The organism is Peptoanaerobacter stomatis, from assembly GCF_000238095.2.
GTDB classification, from domain to species: Bacteria; Bacillota; Clostridia; order Peptostreptococcales; family Filifactoraceae; genus Peptoanaerobacter; species Peptoanaerobacter stomatis_A.
In genome coordinates, this window is record NZ_JH815226.1 from 268,246 (window position 1) to 288,256 (window position 20,011).

Annotated in this window: 15 protein-coding genes; 4 read left to right on the forward strand and 11 right to left on the reverse strand. The window is 29.2% G+C overall.

Annotated features, from left to right (window positions below; genetic code table 11):
* Entirely contained in the window at positions 1 to 1,356 is a 1,356-nt protein-coding gene (trkA, locus tag HMPREF9630_RS09460; protein WP_009528233.1) for a Trk system potassium transporter TrkA, read from the reverse strand.
* 330 nt (positions 1,357 to 1,686) lie between these two features.
* Complete coding sequence (mtnK, locus tag HMPREF9630_RS09465; RefSeq protein ID WP_009528234.1) at positions 1,687 to 2,811, reverse strand: S-methyl-5-thioribose kinase; 1,125 nt, start codon at positions 2,809 to 2,811, stop codon at positions 1,687 to 1,689.
* Between the two features lie 329 nt (positions 2,812 to 3,140).
* On the opposite strand from mtnK, the gene HMPREF9630_RS09470 reads away from it, so the two are divergent.
* From HMPREF9630_RS09470 to HMPREF9630_RS09485, 4 genes are all read left to right on the forward strand, one after another.
* Positions 3,141 to 3,506 carry a GntR family transcriptional regulator gene (locus tag HMPREF9630_RS09470; protein ID WP_009528235.1) on the forward strand — a complete coding sequence of 122 codons (366 nt, stop codon included), beginning with the start codon at positions 3,141 to 3,143 and terminating at the stop codon, positions 3,504 to 3,506.
* Between the two features lie 173 nt (positions 3,507 to 3,679).
* Positions 3,680 to 4,534 carry an ABC transporter ATP-binding protein gene (locus HMPREF9630_RS09475; RefSeq protein WP_009528236.1) on the forward strand — a complete coding sequence of 285 codons (855 nt, stop codon included), beginning with the start codon at positions 3,680 to 3,682 and terminating at the stop codon, positions 4,532 to 4,534.
* A gap of 64 nt (positions 4,535 to 4,598) precedes the next feature.
* Positions 4,599 to 5,231: an ABC-2 transporter permease gene (locus HMPREF9630_RS09480; protein WP_009528237.1), complete on the forward strand. Its 633-nt coding sequence runs from the start codon at positions 4,599 to 4,601 to the stop codon at positions 5,229 to 5,231.
* A gap of 260 nt (positions 5,232 to 5,491) precedes the next feature.
* On the forward strand, positions 5,492 to 6,160 hold the full coding sequence (locus HMPREF9630_RS09485) for a hypothetical protein (RefSeq protein WP_009528238.1): 669 nt from the start codon (positions 5,492 to 5,494) through the stop codon (positions 6,158 to 6,160).
* Positions 6,161 to 6,216: 56 nt separating this feature from the next.
* On the opposite strand, the gene HMPREF9630_RS09490 is transcribed toward HMPREF9630_RS09485, so the two are convergent.
* From HMPREF9630_RS09490 to HMPREF9630_RS09530, 9 genes are all read right to left on the reverse strand, one after another.
* Entirely contained in the window at positions 6,217 to 7,209 is a 993-nt protein-coding gene (locus tag HMPREF9630_RS09490) for an ATP-binding cassette domain-containing protein (RefSeq protein WP_009528239.1), read from the reverse strand.
* 18 nt (positions 7,210 to 7,227) lie between these two features.
* On the reverse strand, positions 7,228 to 7,917 hold the full coding sequence (locus tag HMPREF9630_RS09495; protein ID WP_009526356.1) for a GTP-binding protein: 690 nt from the start codon (positions 7,915 to 7,917) through the stop codon (positions 7,228 to 7,230).
* A gap of 260 nt (positions 7,918 to 8,177) precedes the next feature.
* Positions 8,178 to 9,362, reverse strand: coding sequence for an ABC transporter substrate-binding protein (locus tag HMPREF9630_RS09500; RefSeq protein WP_009528240.1), 1,185 nt, complete (start codon positions 9,360 to 9,362; stop codon positions 8,178 to 8,180).
* Positions 9,363 to 9,656: 294 nt separating this feature from the next.
* Positions 9,657 to 14,519, reverse strand: a complete 4,863-nt coding sequence (locus tag HMPREF9630_RS09505; protein WP_009528291.1) for an FMN-binding protein — start codon at positions 14,517 to 14,519, stop codon at positions 9,657 to 9,659.
* A 524-nt stretch (positions 14,520 to 15,043) separates the two neighbouring features.
* Positions 15,044 to 15,724 (reverse strand): FMN-binding protein, encoded by a 681-nt coding sequence (locus HMPREF9630_RS09510; RefSeq protein ID WP_009528262.1) that lies wholly within the window; start codon positions 15,722 to 15,724, stop codon positions 15,044 to 15,046.
* 40 nt (positions 15,725 to 15,764) lie between these two features.
* The gene (locus tag HMPREF9630_RS09515) at positions 15,765 to 16,307 is read right to left on the reverse strand and encodes a ferric reductase-like transmembrane domain-containing protein (RefSeq protein WP_009528292.1); all 543 of its coding nucleotides are present in this window, start codon (positions 16,305 to 16,307) and stop codon (positions 15,765 to 15,767) included.
* Between the two features lie 652 nt (positions 16,308 to 16,959).
* Entirely contained in the window at positions 16,960 to 17,496 is a 537-nt protein-coding gene (locus tag HMPREF9630_RS09520; protein WP_009528263.1) for an ECF transporter S component, read from the reverse strand.
* Positions 17,497 to 18,173: 677 nt separating this feature from the next.
* Positions 18,174 to 19,544: a tripartite tricarboxylate transporter permease gene (locus HMPREF9630_RS09525; protein ID WP_009528264.1), complete on the reverse strand. Its 1,371-nt coding sequence runs from the start codon at positions 19,542 to 19,544 to the stop codon at positions 18,174 to 18,176.
* A complete protein-coding gene (locus tag HMPREF9630_RS09530) occupies positions 19,544 to 20,008 on the reverse strand; it encodes a hypothetical protein (RefSeq protein ID WP_009528265.1) in 465 nt (154 codons plus the stop codon). Before HMPREF9630_RS09530 ends, HMPREF9630_RS09525 begins: the two co-directional genes overlap by 1 nt.
* Between the last annotated feature and the right edge of the window lie 3 nt (positions 20,009 to 20,011).

Genomic DNA, 20,011 nt, shown 5'->3' on the forward strand with positions numbered 1-20,011 from the left:
CTATAACAACATATCATCAATGTCTGTAAAATCGCTATTTTTAGTAACAACAAGCACTTTATCATCTTTCATAAGAACATCTTTACCTGTTGGAAAAAATACTTCTCCCTGCCTTAAAATAAAAGCTATTACTGTATTAGGTTTAATATTCAGACTTTCCAAAGGTATATCTACCGCTTTAGAATTACCGCTAATTTTAAATTGTAATGCCTCTACTTCGTGATTTGCAAGTGTATATAACTGCTCAACGTTTGAGCCGGAAGCATTATATCTTGATCTTACTGAACGTATTATTTTATCAGCTATTATCCTCTTAGGTGTAATTATGGATTTTATTTGCTCCACATTTATTACTTTCAATATTGATAATCTGTTCATCTTCGTGATAGTCTTACGAACTCCTTTTTTAGAAGCATACATAGATATAAGAGCATTTTCTTCATCTATACCGGTTAGAGTTATACAAGTGTCGTAAGTTCCTACCGTCATCTCATCTAAAAAGTCCTGATCAGTTCCGTCACCGTTTATTATAGAAACGTCATTGTATTCTTCGCTCAATTTTTTTGCTATATCATATTTTATTTCTATAACTTTTATATCGGTCATCAATCTTTTAAGAAGCGGAATAAGATAGCTCGACAGCTTTCCTCCGCCTACAATCAATGCAGATTTTAGAGGTTTTTCTCTCAAAAAGCCTACAGATGAATAAAACTTCTGCATATTGTTGGAAGTCCCTGTAACATGTATTATATCATCAGGAAGTATCAGGCTTTCACCGTTAGGTATGAACACATCTATACCTCTTTGTATTATACATACTATTACATCGAATTTTTTTCTGAAATCTTTCAAATACATATTTGCTATTGCGGAGTTTTCTTCCACAAAAACACCAACCATACTGACTTTATTGTTCATAAAATTTTCTATATTTGTAGCATATGCATACTTTACCATTCTATATATAGAATATGACGCCTCAAAATCAGGATTGATTATCTGCGATATACCAAGAGAATCTCTTACAAAATCCATATGAGCAGAATATTCTCTTTCTCTCACTCTCGCTATTGTATATTTTGCACCGAGTTTTTTAGCCATTATACAGGCAATTATATTCGTTTCGTCTTTTTGGGACACCGCAATAAAAAAATCGCTATGCTCTACGCCTGCTTCCTTTAATATATCTATACTTATACCGGAGCCGCATATTCCTTGTATATCAAACTTGGATATGAGTTTATCAAGTACTCTCTCATTTTTTTCAATCAGTGTCAAATCGTAGCTTTCTTCCGTAGAAAGCTCCTTACACAAAATCTCTCCTACTTTTCCTCCACCCACTACTACAATATTCATAAAATAATTTGCTCCCTCTATCACAAACCTTATATCAATTTTGAAAATAATCATTTATTACAATTTATTTGCATATAGCTTATGTTTTGCAGTGAATCACCTATCCATATTATTGCAAAAAACATTTAGTGTCAACAATAATTGCTTATATTTTTATAGAAAAATCAAATATTTAACCTATTGAGCATCATTTAATAAAAAGCACATAAAAATCTGAAATAATGGATAGATAAAAAATCATTCACAAATCATATTTTCTAAAAAACTTATATAAAACAAAAATATAATGATTTCGGCATATGCCTTATAAAAATCTAATCATTGAGATTTTCAGCAAATAAGAATCAGCGCTCTGTTTAAAATGCTTTTTTCTAAATCTGCTCTTTTATCTACATCTTTTACAGAAGTGATTTCAAGCACCTTTGAATCTCCTACAACTCTCCTGATCATCTCTGTTCCAGCATACCTTAGCGAATCTGAAATGGTTCTGTCTACATAGTTTCGTATAAACTCGTCATTGTAAATAGGTAATCGTATGAGAGATCTCAATTTTTTCTCCATTTTTTTCTTAATAAAGACAATAATATTATAAATTGTTCTTTGAAGATACTCATACATCTGCTTATTATTACTCACGATTTCATTGTAATACATTGCAAAATACAAATTCCCAATCACATTGCCTATATCATAAGCCATAGGTCCATAAAATGCAAATTCAGAATCTATTATTTTAATACCGCCCTCATTTATAAATATAGAGCCTGTGTGCAAATCTCCATGTATTAAAGCTTGAGCATTATTCATAAAATTATTTCTCATTATTGCCACTTTGAAATGAAGTCTTTCATTATCATAGATATTTTTTTGAACAAAATCCCTATTTTTCTCCAAAATAACATTTCTGTTTTTATAATCATAATACGGCTCTGTAAACACTAAATCTTCACTTATATCACACATTTCAATATTTATAAATTTTTGTACATCCTTCTTTTTTTCTTCCGATTTCATTATCAAATCCGTAGTAGGTACGAGCGTATCCACCAAAAAATCTGTTATCTGATTTGCAAAATCCGGAAAAATCTTGCCGTTTAAAAGCTCTAATCTCATATTTTTATAAGATGATATATCTTCCATGGCTATAACGTGCATAACATCATCATAAAAATAAATTTCAGGCACACCTTTGCTGTATGAAGATTGTATCTTCAACACTTCACTTTCTATGTATATACGGTTTATATCCAGCGGTCTTTTTGAACTTCTAAGCAAAACATCAGCCTGTTTTAGTACAACGCTCTTATTTTTTCCGATTATTTTGAAAACATAATTTATATTTCCATCTCCTATTTCCTTGCAAACGAGTTTTTCATCTGCCCCGAAAAAATCAGACTTGTACCTTATATAATCTATTGCAGATTTATCATCAAGCAAAAAATGTTTATCATACATAAATTTTTACCTTCCATAGTTAAATTGTAGTAAACTTAAAATATTGAATATATATCTTTATTAATCACTTGCTTTACTTCTTATAACTATATCGTCTTTATCGTACCGCTTCAAATATTTTTTAATATCATACTCTACATACTACAATTTATTAGATAAAATTTCAATATAAAAAGTAAATATTTCAAATAATTTTCTTTATTATATTGACAAAAAATAAAATTAAGTATATAGTGTTTATATAGAATATATACACTAAGCATTTTAAAAATTTATATTTAATTTTATAATATACATTAAGCACATATATTTGAAAGGAGTTGAAAATATTGAATATCAAAATATCCATTTCAGATACCACCCCTATCTATGAACAGCTCAAAAATCAGATAAAAAAAGCAATCTTTTTAGGGGAATTGAAATCCGGCGATATGTTGCCGTCAATAAGACAGTTAGCAAAGACTTTAAAAATATCAGTTATAACTACCAAACGTGCATATGATGATTTGGAAGCTGAAAATTTTATAATATCCAAGCAGGGCAAAGGAAGTTATGTAAGTGAACAAAGCATAGAGTTCATAAAAGAAAAAAGAAAAACATTGATAGAAGAAAAAATTACAGAACTTATAAATTTGTGCAAGACCTATTCTATAGAAAAAAGCGAGCTTATGTATATGATTGATTTATTATTTTAACAACTTATAAGAAAACTATATGATTTGATATTATGAAAATCATCCTTCTTTTATAAATTATTATACAGCATTTCAAATTATATCAAAAATTTATAAATTAAATAAGTTGGATTACAAAGATTATCTACTTATTTTTTAAACATAATAAAATAAGTTCAGAAAGGAAGATATATATGGAAAATATTATAGAAGTATCAAATTTATCTAAAAAAATATCACCAAAATTTGAAATGAATAATTTATCATTTAATATAAAACCGGGATACGTTACAGGTCTTATAGGTTCAAACGGTTCAGGAAAAACCACTCTTATAAAACTTATAATGGGACTTTACCTGAAAGATTGCGGAAACATAAAAATTTTTGATAAAGAATTTGAAAAATATGAAACCCAAATTAAACAAAATATAGGATATGTGTCTGATTCTCCAAGCTATGTAGACAAACTTTCACTCAAAAAAAATGCCGAGCTTATAAAAATGTTCTACCCTAAATGGAATGATGACAAATTCAACTCATATATGGAAATATTTTCGCTTGATGAAGCTCAAGATTTTGTCGACTTGTCAAAAGGTATGAAAATGAAATATTCTCTTGCAATAGCATTATCTCACGAACCTGATCTGCTCATATTGGACGAGCCTACTGCCGGAATAGACCCTATATTCAGACGTGAGATGCTTGATATGTTATATGATTTTGTATCAGATAATAAAAAATCTGTATTATTTTCTACTCATATAACAAGCGATTTGGATAAAATAGCAGATTATCTTATACTTATAGATAACGGAAAAATAGTTTTAAATGGAGTAAAAGACGAATTACTTGCACAATTTTATGTTGTAAAAGGAGATAAGCCGTATTTTACTGAAGATTTAAAATCAAAAGCAATATCACATACACAAAACTTGGAGGGTTTCGAGGCACTTATAACAAAAGACAGCTTGTCACTAACAGATAAAATATCCTACGATAAACCTGTCATAGAAGATTTGATATATTTCTTCAACAAAAAATCCAGATGATTTTGCTATTAAAATCCAAAAATTGATTTAATCTATTCACGATGATAAAAAGGAGTGAAGTATTATGATAAAACTATTGATTAAACGAAATTTAAAATATTCTTTTGGAAATTTCTCTGTAATCATTTATATATTAATGATACTTGCTATTATAAGTTTCGGCATCTTATCTCATAATAGAAGTTATGATGAAATCAAAAGATCTTTTATTATTTTCTCAATCGTAGCATCTATATCCACAATATCAGAAATAAACATAGATTATCTAAGCGATAATCTCTCAGCTAATAATATATTTTCAGTTTATCCTGTTACAAGAAGAGATTATATCTTATCATCATATATCTTGACTGTGATATATACATTTATAAAATTGATTTTCGGCGTAGTATTTTTTACCATTATATATTATAAATTGATAAATGAAATGCTCACAGCAGAATATGCCTTATTCTTGTTAAATATATTTATTGTTATATTGATTACAACAACTGCAGGCTTGTTCTTCACACACACTATTACACCGAAATCTACAGTCGGATTTGTATTCTCAGCAATTATGTTTGCATTTTTTATAAATGCATATATGGAAGTTTATAATAGCAAACTAACTATTGTAGCAGCAATAATGCTAATCTTAACATATTATTTCTGCTATACATTGTCATTAAATGCTTATAAAAACACAGATTTCTAATTTTTGAATTAAAAATTACAGCAAATGACAAAATTATTTTCAATTAAAATTGTAAGATACATTTAATTTTGCATTTAAAAACAATTAAAGTAATCAAAGATGGTTTATTTATACTGCTTATTGATAAAATAATGTATAATTATTTCTTATAATTTTTAAAAATAAAAATATCTTTAACTATAAATAAAAACATTAAAAGTTTAAACAAACGTCAAAACTAAAAAGCTCATAATTACCCAATGAAATGAGGAGGTAATCATATGGATAATCAAAATACATCTAAAATCATAAAATACTATATAGACTCTCATAAAGACAGAATATATTTTATATTTGCCAGCAATCTTCTATTTCTGTTTTTTATAATAAATTTTAATATGCATACTAACCATTCTTTCATACAATCTTTGATTTATATAGCTCCGGCATGGTTAACATTTATTCCGACAACTATGGACGTCAAAGAAATGCATAATTGTTTAGCCTATGGCTGTACAAGAAATGATATTGCAAGATCAACCTCGTTTATGACACTAAAATTTTCTGCAATATTATTTATAGAATTTATAGCAACTTATTTTACTATGGCATTTTTAGCTCTTTCCAATAAATCTGACATTATTAATATATTTTTATCAAATCTGAGTGCCTTTATAAAGATGACATCTATACCTATTTTGATATTAGTAGCTGTAAATATACTGTCAACAATTAGAAAAAAAGATTCAAAAATAAAGGAAAAAAGATCAAAAATAATTTTTAATATAATATGGTATGTTGTTATATTTTTTCCTATAATACTAAAACCGATACTTTATAAATATTATATACAAAATCTCAATTTGTTAAGCTCTATAATATTATATGTTGTAAGCATATTTTTGACATATAAAACAAATGATTATATTGTAGGAAAGATTGATTTTTAGTATAAATTTTTTAAAAGGTGTATCTGAAATTTATAATTTTCAAATACACCTTTTTGTTATAATTCAATGTCGTCAAGATATTCTCCATACCTCAATGCTTTTCTCATATTTTTAAATTTTTCGTCATATACTTCCAACTTTTCGAGCAAGCTTTTTTCTTTTTCACTCGTTTTTATGATATTTTTTATGCCCCCGTTGTTTATAACTATCCTCATATCTGAAATTAGTGCCAATGTGGGATCGTGCGTAGCCATTAACACTATCTTATCTTTTGATACAAGAAGCTCTAAGGCTTTTTTTCTATCTATGCCGGCATTTTCTATCTCGTCTATTAAAACTATCGGTGATTTACTGAGTATTGCTGTATCGGCTATCATAAGTGCCCTTGATTGACCTCCGCTTAGTGAAGTTATATCCGTATCTTCTCTAAAACTTTCTCCTGCCAATTTATTCGCTTCTTCTATTATCTTATCTACTGTTGAGTCTATATCTTCTATAAGTCTGCTTTGAGCGTGCAGTTGCAAAAATTCTTTCACTTTCAAATCCATTACGAAGTTCATATTTTGTGACAACTGTGCAACTAATTTATTGTTGCTCGCATACCTCTTTTTGATATCCGGCACTTCTCCATTTATCAAAACTTGTCTTTTTGTAGGTGTATCTTTTTGTGCCATCCATTCTATATCTTGCAATAATCTTGATTTTCCTGAGCCTGTAGGTCCGACTATTGCGATTATCTGTGATTTTTTTATTTCCAATGCTTCAAAGTTTTCTTTTTCTCCGGATTTATTAAAGCCGGCTATCAAAGTAAGTGAATTTATATCACCATCTTCACTTATACCTAAAAACTCTTTCATCGTTTTAATATAATTTTCCAATTCCAAAAGTATATTTTCTTTTGTTGTGGCTTTGTCTTCAAAATATTCTTCATTAAATCCGTCAAGATATTGCTCAAAAGTTTCTTCTTTGTGATTTTTTATATCATATCCGTTTTCTGAAAAAAAACTTTCTAAAAATGGATATTTTTTTATCAATTCTTTTATTTTCATACTCATTCTCCAAAATTTTTATTCCATACTCATTTTTCTTATATTGCCTTTTTGATAATCTTCTCCTATTCTCGTTTCGCCCAAACAATATGAGCATAGTGCTGTCGGCATAGGAAATCTCAACTTCATAGATTTAACAGTGTCTATATTCTTATCTTCACTGTATAAAAGTGTGCTCAGTTCATATGCTCCTTGTCCTGTAAGTCCGTTTACATTCATAGTTACAGCTGTCGGATTGACAAAGCTTACTCTTGATAAAAAAACTTCTCTTTCTGCTTGTGATACTATATCCGATTTTGTTACTACCACTATATCCGCCATTTTTAGCATAGGTCCTATTTTTTTAGGTGTGTTTATGCCTGAAAGATTATCTATTACGCATACACCGAGTATATTTTGTATATATGGCGAGCATCTGTTACATAGTCCTGCAGATTCTGTAATCAACACATCAAGTTTATTATCTATACCCCATTTCACTACCTGCTCTATATTCGATACAAAGAAATGGTCCGGACATAAACCTCCGGATAGTCCCTTTCTTACAGGAATACCTGCTTTTTCATACAATACATCATCATCTGTGTACAGACAATCAAATTTTACTACACCTGCATTGATGTTCCTGCTTTTTAATGCTTCACAGGCTTTCAAAATCACACTTGTCTTACCTGATGACGGCGGTCCTGAAAAAATTACTAAGTTCATATTTACTCCTAATTTTAAATCCTATTTTTAAAATCATTGATATAACATTTAATTAACTTTAATATTGATACTATTAATTAAGTAGATAATCATAATACAATTTAATAGAACAATAGATATTATTTTTAAAAATTTATTATCTAAGTAAAAATATTATATATTTTATTCATTAATCAAAATAATATTAATATCCGTATAATACGCTCTATTATAATAATATAAATTATTTTTAAGAAAAATTTTACTATAAAAAAATTTTTTTAATTTGTAAATAAATCTGTAAATTTAGCTATTAAGTTTTCTATATCATTATTGTAGATAAAATCCCAACCTACCCACATATATGTTTTATCATCACTTAAATGATTGTCCACGTCTTTGTTTGTAGACGGAAAATTACCGTTGAAAGAAAAAATATCTCCTATGGCTTTTGAATTTAAAAATTCGGTTACAGCTTTTACATTCTCTCTTTTTGACTTACTTATCATAAATATCGGACTTATTATTGCGCCATCGCTCGGCCACACAGCTTTTAAACTTTTATCTTGTATCATAGTAGTAAAAAAATAAGGTGAAATACTTACTATAGCTTCATTTTTATTAGCTTTTACCATTTGTGACGGATGCAGATTTTGGTGATAAGAGCGTCTTAATTTTTTTATACCCTCCATACCGAATTTTGCGTATACTGTGAGTACAATAGCATTGAATAAATCTAAGTCCATAAACGGTATGCTAACTTTTCCTGCAAATTCCTCACTCAACAAATCCTCCCAAGAAGTCGGCAGTTTTCTTCCATCAAGTAATGCAGTATTCACAATAAATATAGCAGGCACTATGCCCATTATATGATAATTGTTCTTAGGGTCTTTCAAATCTATATCTCTTGTTATAAACTCTTTATTTATTTCATAATCCTCAGATGAGTATATTCCCTTGTCTATAAGACTTCTTACTCTTTCTCCGAAGAAAAACTCAAATCCTGCCGAAGTTATTATATCAGGATATTTATTCTCATCTTCTGAATTTAAATCCGCTCTTATAGAATCTATACCGTTACTTGCAGGCTCTAAATCACAATATATGTCAAATGCTCTTTTCTCTGATTTTATAAACTCATCTATCGTATCTGTAAGCGGAACTCTTATAGGGCAAGGCAAGACACCTTTTACAGCAACGTCATTGTTTTTATCATAATTTTCAAATATTTTTGACTTGTCTGTGCTGAACTCGGCTTTACTTTGCAAAAATTGGTTCAAATTATCTTCAAATAAATCCCTGTTTATTCCTTTTGCATTTAATGCTGTAGTTAATGTAATCTGCTTTCCCATCATTTCAAGCATTTTTTCATTTGCCAAATTTTCAAATCCGTTGGCAATCAAAAACTCCAATATCCCAGGATTAGATTGCACTATATCATATATTTTATCATCAAAGTTTATCATCTTAGCCTCCATAAAAACTTAGTTTTTATCTATAAATTCTATTTAAATTAAGATATACTCAAAATTTTTGCCGACATAATTGCCAATACTTTTATAAATTTCTGCTTCGTGTATATTTGTAAAAAACTTATAATAGCAAAATATATTTGAGTTATTATTTATAACAGAATGATTAATTTATAAACGTTTCCTATATATTATTATACTTCTATTCAAAATATAATCAGTAATATATATTACATTTTACAAAAAAATAGGGTACAAACTGCACCCTATTTTTTATATTATTTGTTATTAATTATTAAAAGCATTTATTACCGCTTGTTTTAAAGCTTTTGAAGTGTAAGTTGCACTTGATACAACATCTGCACCCCTTCTTTCAACATTCATAGCTTCCACTTGACTTAATGTTTTACCTACAAACTTACTGAATAATCCTGCTGTAGCTCTTTTCCACCAACGATTATTTCCTCTTGTATTAGTTCCGTTATCCTCTACAGATACAACTTTATTGTCCGAGTCTAATACCACTTTTAATTTGACTGTATATCTATACTTTTCTACTTCTGCTTCTCCAAATTTTTCCACTAATAACGGTGCTGGTGGAGGGAGTATATTAGAGGCTGTATAATCAAATATAAATTTGTTTTCAAATCCCCAAACATCAACTTCTATTTGATATTCTTTGCCTATTTCAAACATTGGTCGTGTTTCCCATTTTCCATTCACTCTTATCCAAGATTTTGTATCCAAGTTTATAGAACCGTCTTTGTTAAAGAAATTAGCACCGTCTTCATCCACTGTTCCGTGATGTCCTACTGTTTCCAATTCTTCACCTTCATATCCGGCTTCGCCTAATCTTGATTTGTCTTTTACAACTATCTCTTTAATATTTTTTAATACATTTTCAAGATCATTATCGCTGACTGTAAGTCTGCTATTTGTAAATCCTAATGTAGCATCATTTTTTATTACAAAATATGGATAATGCACAGGTGTTCCATGTCCGCTTTCAAAATCAGGTGAGCGATATTTTTGACTTCTATCTATTATATTGATATAGTAGTGTCCGGCTTTAAGATTATCAGGTATAGTAAGTTTAGTCCCATCTGCTTCTATATTAAATCCTAAAATACTATCTGTTGTAGAATTATATACTCCTCCTATAACACCGATTAACTCTATATCAAAATCATTAGGCAATGTATTTGTCAACATTACTTCCGATGTTGTTTTATTTATCATCAACGGATTTGCAGTCAATGTTTGATCTGATTTTAAGAAAAGTTTACCATTTTTTTCATTTATTGCATTGATAACGGCCTGTTTTATAGCTAAGCTGTTGGCAGTAGCTCCCGATACTACGTCAGCCCCACCTGTATCCATTTGCATAGCTTCTACTTCAGCCAATGTTTTATCTTTAAATTTATCAAATATTTTACCTTCTGTTACCGCTTTGTCCCAATAACGTTTATTCCTCCTATTCCAAAGATCTTTACTTCCGCCTGGAGCAAGTCCTTCTTCACCTGTTTTGTTATCTTTTACAGATATTATTTTCCCATCAGAATCTAATTCAACTATTACTCTTGCATTAAAGAACGGCGGATGTATAAACGGATCTACAAACGGATATTTCACTTGATCTACGTTAGCGTCACCAGTTAATATCTTATTTGTTTTATTTGCAACATAGTCAATTTCAACTTTATTATAACCGAATGCTTCCACTTCAATTTTATATTGTTTTCCATATTTAAATATAGGTGTGTCTCCGCCTCTTCCGCTTATTTTTGCATTATGTTTCAATTCACCGGTATTTTCATCAAATAATACTGTAACAGGTGTTCTCCCTTTGGTTCCATGATGTCCTATAGGTTCTATTTCAGTCGCTCTATATTTTGGATTGCTTGCCTTTTCTTGAACATCAGTTATTATTATATGTTCAATGTTATCATAGACATTTTTAAGGTCACCATCACTAACTGTTAATTTGTCATCTGCAAATGACAGTGTTGCATTACTTTTTACAACAAAGTAAGGATAGTGCCCATTTTCTCCGACTCCTCCTTCAAAATCAGGCGAACGGTAAGAATTACTGTCATCTAAAATATTTACATAATAATGACCCGCTTTTAAATTATTCGGTATTGTAAGCACTGTTCCGTCTTCGTTTAATGTAACACCTTGAATAACTTGTTCTCCATTATATACAGTATGAGCAACACTTAATAATTTAATCTTAAAATCATTAGGTAAAGTATTGGTGAAATTAACTATCGTTACACCTTGTTGAACTTTCGATACAGCTTTTAAAGTTTGTGTACTTGTTAAAAATCCTCTGCCTTTTTTGCCTTCTATGGCATTGATAACAGCCTGTTTCATAGCTAAGCTGTTGGCAGTAGCTCCTGTTACTACGTCAGGTTGTCCTTTATCCATTTGCATAGCTTTTACTTGCACCAATGTTTTGCCTGTAAATTTATCAAATATGTTTCCAGCTATCATTCTGTTCCAATAACGCTCATGTCTGCTCCAACTTTCAGGAGACACTCCCTCAGGCAATCCTTTTACTCCCGTTTCATCGTTAGATACGGATATGATTCTGTTGCTGCTATCAAGCACAACTTTTACTCTCATATCATAAAACGGCGGATGTATGAAAGGTGCAACGCTAGGATATTTTACCTGGTCAACATTTGAATATCCATATACCACTCTCATTGAAGGATTTGTATTTGAACCGTTATTTATATTTTCAGGTCTTTTAATTTCCAACTTAAATGTACCGTCTTGATTCGTATAAGTTGTCTTATTGTTTTCATATCGTTGTACACTGTTAGGTAGATTTATATTACCTACTTTACTGTCTTCATCTATTAATATGTTTGCATTTGTTGTTTTTACATCCAACTTTGTAACATTGGCATTTATTGCTGTCTGATGATTATTTCCAAGAGAGCTTGATAATTCTAAATTAGGAATTACCGTATTCCCTTTTGTATTGACTATTGCAGGTGTTTTTAATACAAGTTTTCCGTTTACTTTTGTATTTTCATCAAATACTACATTAACTCTTTGTCTTATTTGTTTATCTACTGTTACAGTACCTCTTAATGTACAATTTTTGAAATAAACACTATGTTCTCCACCGCCTTGTATCAAAATATCTCCATTAACTGTAACATTTTCAAAAGTTACAGTTCCGTCTCTCATACTGTCTTTTATTGTCAATTTTTTTGATATTGTCATATTTTGCACTTTTACATTAGGTGTAGCTTCATTATTATTTCTTGCTCTTTCAATCTCTACTATTTCTTGTGTTTTATTTTCTCCATCAAATAATTTCTCTTCAGCGTCGTTATTTGATAATATGCTTAATACTGTTTTTGCTCCACTTAGAGCATTTACAACTGCATTTATTACTCCTCTTGATGAGTATGTTGCTCCTGACATCGTGTCTACTTTTGTTGATTGATTGTCTATTATGCTTTTTATAAGTTTTTCTTCTTTTTCTTTTGTAAGATATCCTTTGTCATCTCCATTTGTTACTTCTATTTTTGTTATCTTTCCTGCGCTTACTGTTACTTTTACTTTTATGGAGTTTGTATAATATCCGCTTGCTATCCCTTCATATTCTCCGTCTTTTAGGTCTGTAAAGTCTGTTTCTTGTTTTGCTCCTGCTGAACCACTTCCTCCTGCTGTACTTGCTCCTCCGTCCATATTCTTTATTGCATATTCTGATTGTCCTGGTTTTGTTGTCTTTCCTTTGGCTTGTTCTAATGCGTCTTTTGTTGCGTTTATTATTCCGTTACTGCTGTATGTTGCTCCGCTTATTACTTCTACTTCTGCTTTTTGTTTTCTTTTTATGTCTTGTATTATGTTCTTGGCTGAGTCCATATAGCTTGTGTCGTCTGAGTGGCTTATTACTTCTACTTGTTCTATTTTTTTGTCTTTTATTGTTACTTTTACTTTTACTGTCCCTGAAAATCCGTTTGCTTCTCCTATATATTCTCCGTCTTTGTATTCTTCTTGTGCTTTTGTTTCTTCTTTTTTGTTTTCTGCTTTTCCTAATGCGTCTTGTACTGCGTACATTATTCCTTTACTTGATATTGTGGCTCCTGCACTTACATCTACTTGGATGTCTTGTTTTTCTATTATTCTGTCTATTACTTTTTTTGCTTGGTTCCAGTATATTTGGTCTTCTTTTTGCTCTATTACTTCTATTTTTGATATTTTTCCTTTTTCTATTGTTACTTTTACTTTTATGTCGCTTGCGTATCCTTTTGCTTTTCCTTCGTATTGTCCGTCTTTGTATTTTTGTTGTTCTTGTTTGTTTTCTTGTTTATTTTCTTCTTTGTCTTGTATTATTTGTAATTCACTGCTGTTGTTTTGTATCTTGCCTTTTATTTGTACGTTTTGTAATTGTATTTTCCCTTTTGCTTGTTTGTCTATTATCAGGTCTTGTATTTGGGTGTCTTTTATTGTTATGTCTCCTGTTAGTATTGTTAAATTGTTTATTTGTCCTAAGTTGTATTCTCCTTTGAAGCTTAGTGTTCTGTTGTTTTGTTTGTAGGCTTCTATTAGGGTTATTGCTTCTGCTCTTGTCATTTTGTTTGTTGGGTTTATTTGGTTTTGATATCCTGCTATATATCCGTTTTCTATCATGTTTTGTACTGATTGTTTTGCCCAACTTGATGTTTTTTCTATGTCTTTTATTTGATTTTTGTCTATTTGGCTTTGGCTTTTTGGGTTTGCTATTTTGTTTATTATTGTCATTACTTCTTGTCTTGTTATGTTGCTGCCTGGTGATATTGTATCTTTGCTTGTTCCGTTTATATATCCTTGTTCTATTGCTGTCATTATTTGGCTGTAGTACCAGTCTGTTTGTTTTATGTCTTTATATGTTTTTATTTTGTCTCCTGTTTTGTTGTATCCTAATGCTTTGTTTATCAGTGTTATGAATTCTGCTCTTGTTATGTTGTTGTCAGGGTTTATGTTCCCGTTTTTATCTCCTTTTAGGAGTCCTTCTTGTTGCCATTTTGTTATTGTTTGTTTTGCCCAGTGATTTTCTATGTCGCTTTGTGCTTGTGATAATGGTATGTTTATGCTTGTGAGTATCATTATCAACGAAAGCGCAAGTGCTATTCTTTTTCTCTTCATTTATCTTCCCTTTCTTTTTAATTAATTTGGGGCTTAATAGTCAGATAAAAAATATATTAATAAAATGGTGTTATTGCACAAGATATTTAAAAAATGTTTTTAATAAGAATTTAATAATACTTTAAATTATAAAACAGGTTTATTATGAAACAAAAAATAATTAATATGATTTATTAATTTCTAAATTAGATAATATCGATTTATAATATTTTTGTAATTTAAAACTAATATAATTTGATATTTAAATAACCAATATATTAAATATTATAAGTAATTTGAATTGTTATATATTATAGAATAGTTATTATAAAAAAATCAATTTTCGTATATTGATATTAATCAACTTTCCCATATAAACAATTAACCTATAAATGATTTTTTAAAAATAAATAAGTATATGTTTCAAGTTAATTTGCTATATAATATAATTTTATAAAGTTTTAAAACATAAATTTTGATTTTTTTATAAATTATAAATAATTTAATTTTTATTAGGGAAAGTTGATTAAAACTATAAATTAATCTTAATTTTGTGCTTGAGCTATTGCACTTGCCGCTGCATTTATTATTCCGTTTGATGAGAATGTTGCTCCTGATACCGCGCTCACACTTGCACTTTGATTTGCAACGATTGCTCCTATTATTTGTTCTTTTGCCATTGATATATATGGTTCATCATCACCTGAGCTTACAACTGACACATCTGTTATTTTATCTCCAGATATTGTTACACTTACAGTTGTATCTCTATTATCATATCCTTTTGCAGTCGCCGTATATGTCCCATCCTTATATTTTGTCTTTGGAGCGGCTGTTTCTTTTTTTGGCTCTTCTTTTTTTGGTTCTTCTTTCTTAGGTTCAGCTTTTGGAGTTTCCTGTTTAGGCTGACTTGCTGTTTGCGTCTTTGTTTCTTGTTTAGGTTTTTCAGCTTTTGGTTCTTCTTTCTTTGATTCTTCAGTTTTAACTTGTTCTGTTTTTGGCTCTTCTGTTTTAGAGTCTTGTGTTTCTTCTTTCTTAGTTTCTTCTTTACTCTCTTCAGCTTTTTTCTCTTCTTCTTTCTTGTCTTCGTTCTTAGCAGTTTCTTCTTTTGATTGTTCTACTTTTGTGTCTGCCTTGTCATTATTTTTTTGTTGATTATCGTTACCTGAGCATCCGGTAAGCACTAATATTGATGTTAAGGCAAATGATAATATTTTTCTCTTCATAATTCTTGCTATTTCCTCTCTAATAAATTACAAACTTGATTTAATTATTTTTTCTTTTTTTATTTTGAATGATATATTTTCTTATTCTAAGCACTGCATACACACCAAAAATTAATGTATATATGATAAATTTATCATATTTCTTTGTCCATAAAAGAAACAATACGCTTATATGTAAATATATCAATAAATACATAATATATGCCAATTTTTGCAGATTTTTCCAAGTCTTTGCCTTTATTTTCTTCCTTATGTTCTTATATGAAGTTATCCATAATGGAAGCATTATTATAATGGCTAATATTGTAAGTATTGAAATTATAGAAAAAGCTGATGACATATTCACTTTATCAATAGTTTTGAAAAACTGTATGCAATATGGTATTGTATGCGCCAAGAAAAAAATACATCCCAATATTGATAACTCTGCCCTTACGGACATAAGCTTTTTAGTGTAATCTCTTCTATTGTCCAAGGCACCTGTATACATTACTACAACAAATATTGCAGCAGATAAAGCCCCCATAGAAAGTGGTTTTTCTATAATACGTAAAATATTAGGCATTGTTTGAGGTACTGACATGGAAAATTTCCTATAGATCAAATCTGAAATTGTTATTAAATAGGCTACTCCATAAAAAATTTTACTGTTTTTTCTCAAAATATCGCTAAAATTAATAGCAATACACAATGTTAGAATTATACATATTGAAATTTCTATATAGTATCACTCCTTTCATAAATAATTAAATATTGTTAAAAAATTCTACTTATTTGTATTAGTAAAATAAATTTAACTTCTATATTATACTCATAAAGTATATTTTGTCAACAAAATATCCATAAGTGTATAATTATTTTGCATATTTAATAAATAACTCTTTAATAATAGGATATCATTTATCATGTGAGAAATTATATCACATTTTTTTTGTATATGCAATTAATATTTTTCATAATTATATATATTTTTATAATTTGGAGAATACACTGTTATAATAAACCTTATATAAAATGATTTACTGAATAATACTATTTTCTAATAAAATTAATACAAATAGTTTATAAGAAAAATTAATTGTTATGTTTTTACATTATTCTATAAGATTTTAGTATAAAAACCCATTTGGCAATTTTTTTTACATAAAAAAATATCTGTTAGAGTCTTCCCACCAACAGATATTATAGAACTTTTAAACTTTAAATATATTTTTCTAATTCATTATAAATCTAAACTAATTTTGAAATTTGTGTATATAATTGTTTATGTGCACCTTGTCAAATGCTTTTCCAATAGCAAAAAATAATACCATTCCCATCACACCTTGTACAGCATTTGACGGAACTGAAGTAAGAGCTACAGCAAGACTTCCTTTCAATATAGTCCCACCTATTAAATATCCTATTACCATAACAGCTATCGTAACAAGTGAAGCTATTGTTGTATTTACAGACATAAATTTTGATTTTGAATATCTGTAATTTGATAATGAACCGGCTACAAATCCCATGAGTGCTTTAATTATCAATGTAAACAATGCCCAATGTGCATATCCTGAAAGTATATCTGCAAGAGCAGAACCCAAACCTCCGGCAGCTGCACCATATTTTTTTCCAAAAAATATTGCTATCAAAAGTATACAACTATCACCAAGATGTACATATCCTTGCGTCATAGGCACAGGTATTTGTACCACCATGGTCATAACACAAACAAGTGCTATACACAATCCATATATAACCAAACTTTTAATGCTTTTACTGTTAGTCATAATATCCCTCCGTTTAGCTCCACAGGCTAATTTTTTTCTTATTCTTACAGTATATTAAATCATTGCCGTTATTAAAAGACGCCTTGAAAAATAATATTTATAAAAATTTATATAATTAAGTTCATTTATTGTAAAAATATATAATTAAACTAAAAACTAATTATAAATTAAATCATTTATATAATTTACACAGACATCTATATATAAAAAAACACATTTTTACAGATAACGGAAATATCCGTTCTTTAATAAATGTTAATGCTATATAAAATAAGCAGCCATGCTTAATTGACTATAGTAAATAAGTTTATAAAAATACACAATGCATCGTATATTATTATAACATACCTACAATTCTATGTAAATCAATTTATAATATATTTTTTTATTAAATTTCCATTTTACATAATATTATATACAATTTACATAAATCTGTTAATAATATTGCTATAATACAAAAGAATTAATGGATAATATAGCATTATAAAACGCATATTATCCATTAACATTATAATTTTATCTATATTATATAAAAATTTTGTACTAAACTCAACTAAAAATACTAAATGTTTAATAATATTAATTATTTAATTGATTTTTATATTACACCAATAATTTATTTTTTAATAACTTATTGCTGCAATAATAGTTTTTTTAAAAAGAATAATTTTAACATTTCATATTTTTGCTATTGCTAATAGCTGATTTACTATGAAGGCTGAAGCATAATAAGCCATAAACTGAACACCAGTATGTATTTCAAAAATATTGTGCATTATTCCTCCAAAAAGCCCTATACAAAGTGCAATTACTATTCCAATTATTCCTGCTTCATAATAAGCAAGCATAAATATAAGACCTAAAAATGCACCTATTAATGCTTCATGACTTATATTTTTAAACATTTTTTCTGTCCATGATCTTGCTTTCTTTATAGATATAGGGTATGCCACTAAAGTCCCGCCAATTATGCCTATCGCTCCATAGACTATATAATGCCATACTTCAAGATAATTATGGAGGTTGTTTACTGGATCTATTGTGAATACAGGTGGAGCATTGAATAATGGTGCTGCAGGTCCAAGTGCGACAGGACTCAAAGGAAGACCGAATGCAAGTAAAGGAATTATTAATCCTCCTATATAAGTTGCATTACTAACCGCATCCTGAACACTTACAGTTGTAGTAATTTTTTCATAAAGTTCTTTTGTTTTTCCACTTATAAGTTCACCGAGTAAAACTGTCATTCCTACCGGAGAAAGCGTAAATCCTGCCGTTCCTATTGTAGATGTAACTAAAATCGCTTTCTTTTGCTTTTTACTTAATAGTTTTAACGGATTAGGATAAAAATTCATTTTTTCTTTTGAATCTGGTGCCAACCATATTTCAGATGGCTTATCTCTTCTTTGTCTGTACCTCATTGATGGAATTAGTACATTAAACAGCTCAGAAATCATAGGACCTATTGTAATACCCATAAATATTGATATAAATAAGTTTTTTCCCACTGACTCTACTGCTAATCTTTGAAATCCCTGAATCAAAAATGAATAAGGAATTAGAAAGATTACTGCTGCCCATTTTGCATTAGACATATATGCAATCAATATCGCTCCTATAGTAAATATTGCTCCCATATAAGGACTTATCTTTCCTCCAAGAGGAGCAAGTATAAATGCACATATAATTGAAACAGGAAGTGCCACTATAGAACCTAATAATGAACCTGCTGCCATTTTTCTCATTGATATATGCGGTATCCCAAGTCTCTTTGCAAGTGAAGAGTAATATACCATAGGTACTGCCATTGTTGAACCTGGGAGAGCAGCCATAGATGTAGGAACTGTATGTGTTATTTGCATAGCAACTATTATACCTATTGTCCACGAAAATAATACAACAGGCGGTAATTTTAATAAAACTAAAACCAATGTTACAGGTGCCATTGTTGCCGTTTCATCAGTCCCTGGTATTATTCCTATTATAGAATAAATTATTCCCCCTAAAAAAGCTGCCAAAAAGGCTTGCAATATTAATATAATACTCATTATTTCTCATCTCCTCTCAGTTTTTCTTTATACTCCTCCTTATAGTTTTTTGAATCTTCAGGAATTAAAGAAAGAAGTGCGTATAACTCTAAATCTTCTAATTCTTTTATTATTTCATCGTCTAAGTTTGCAAGATATTTTCTTTCTTCTTCTACTGATATTCCTGCAACTTCTAAAATATGTTCTATATCTTCAAATTCAAAGACCTCTTCTACTTTTCTTTTCGGTTTAAATAATTTTGCACAAATAAAACCTGACATTATGCATCCAAGCACTCCTACAAGCAAAGCATATCCATTTGCAAGAGACTTTTCTATATTTTCCATAGAAGTAAATATGTTTTTACCTATAAAAAACATTATCATTGTTATTGAGACTCCAATTATACAAGAGTATATAAGCTCTTTTAAAACAACCGTATCTCCCCAAACCTCTGTATATTTCCCCAAGTTTTCTTTATTCATGAC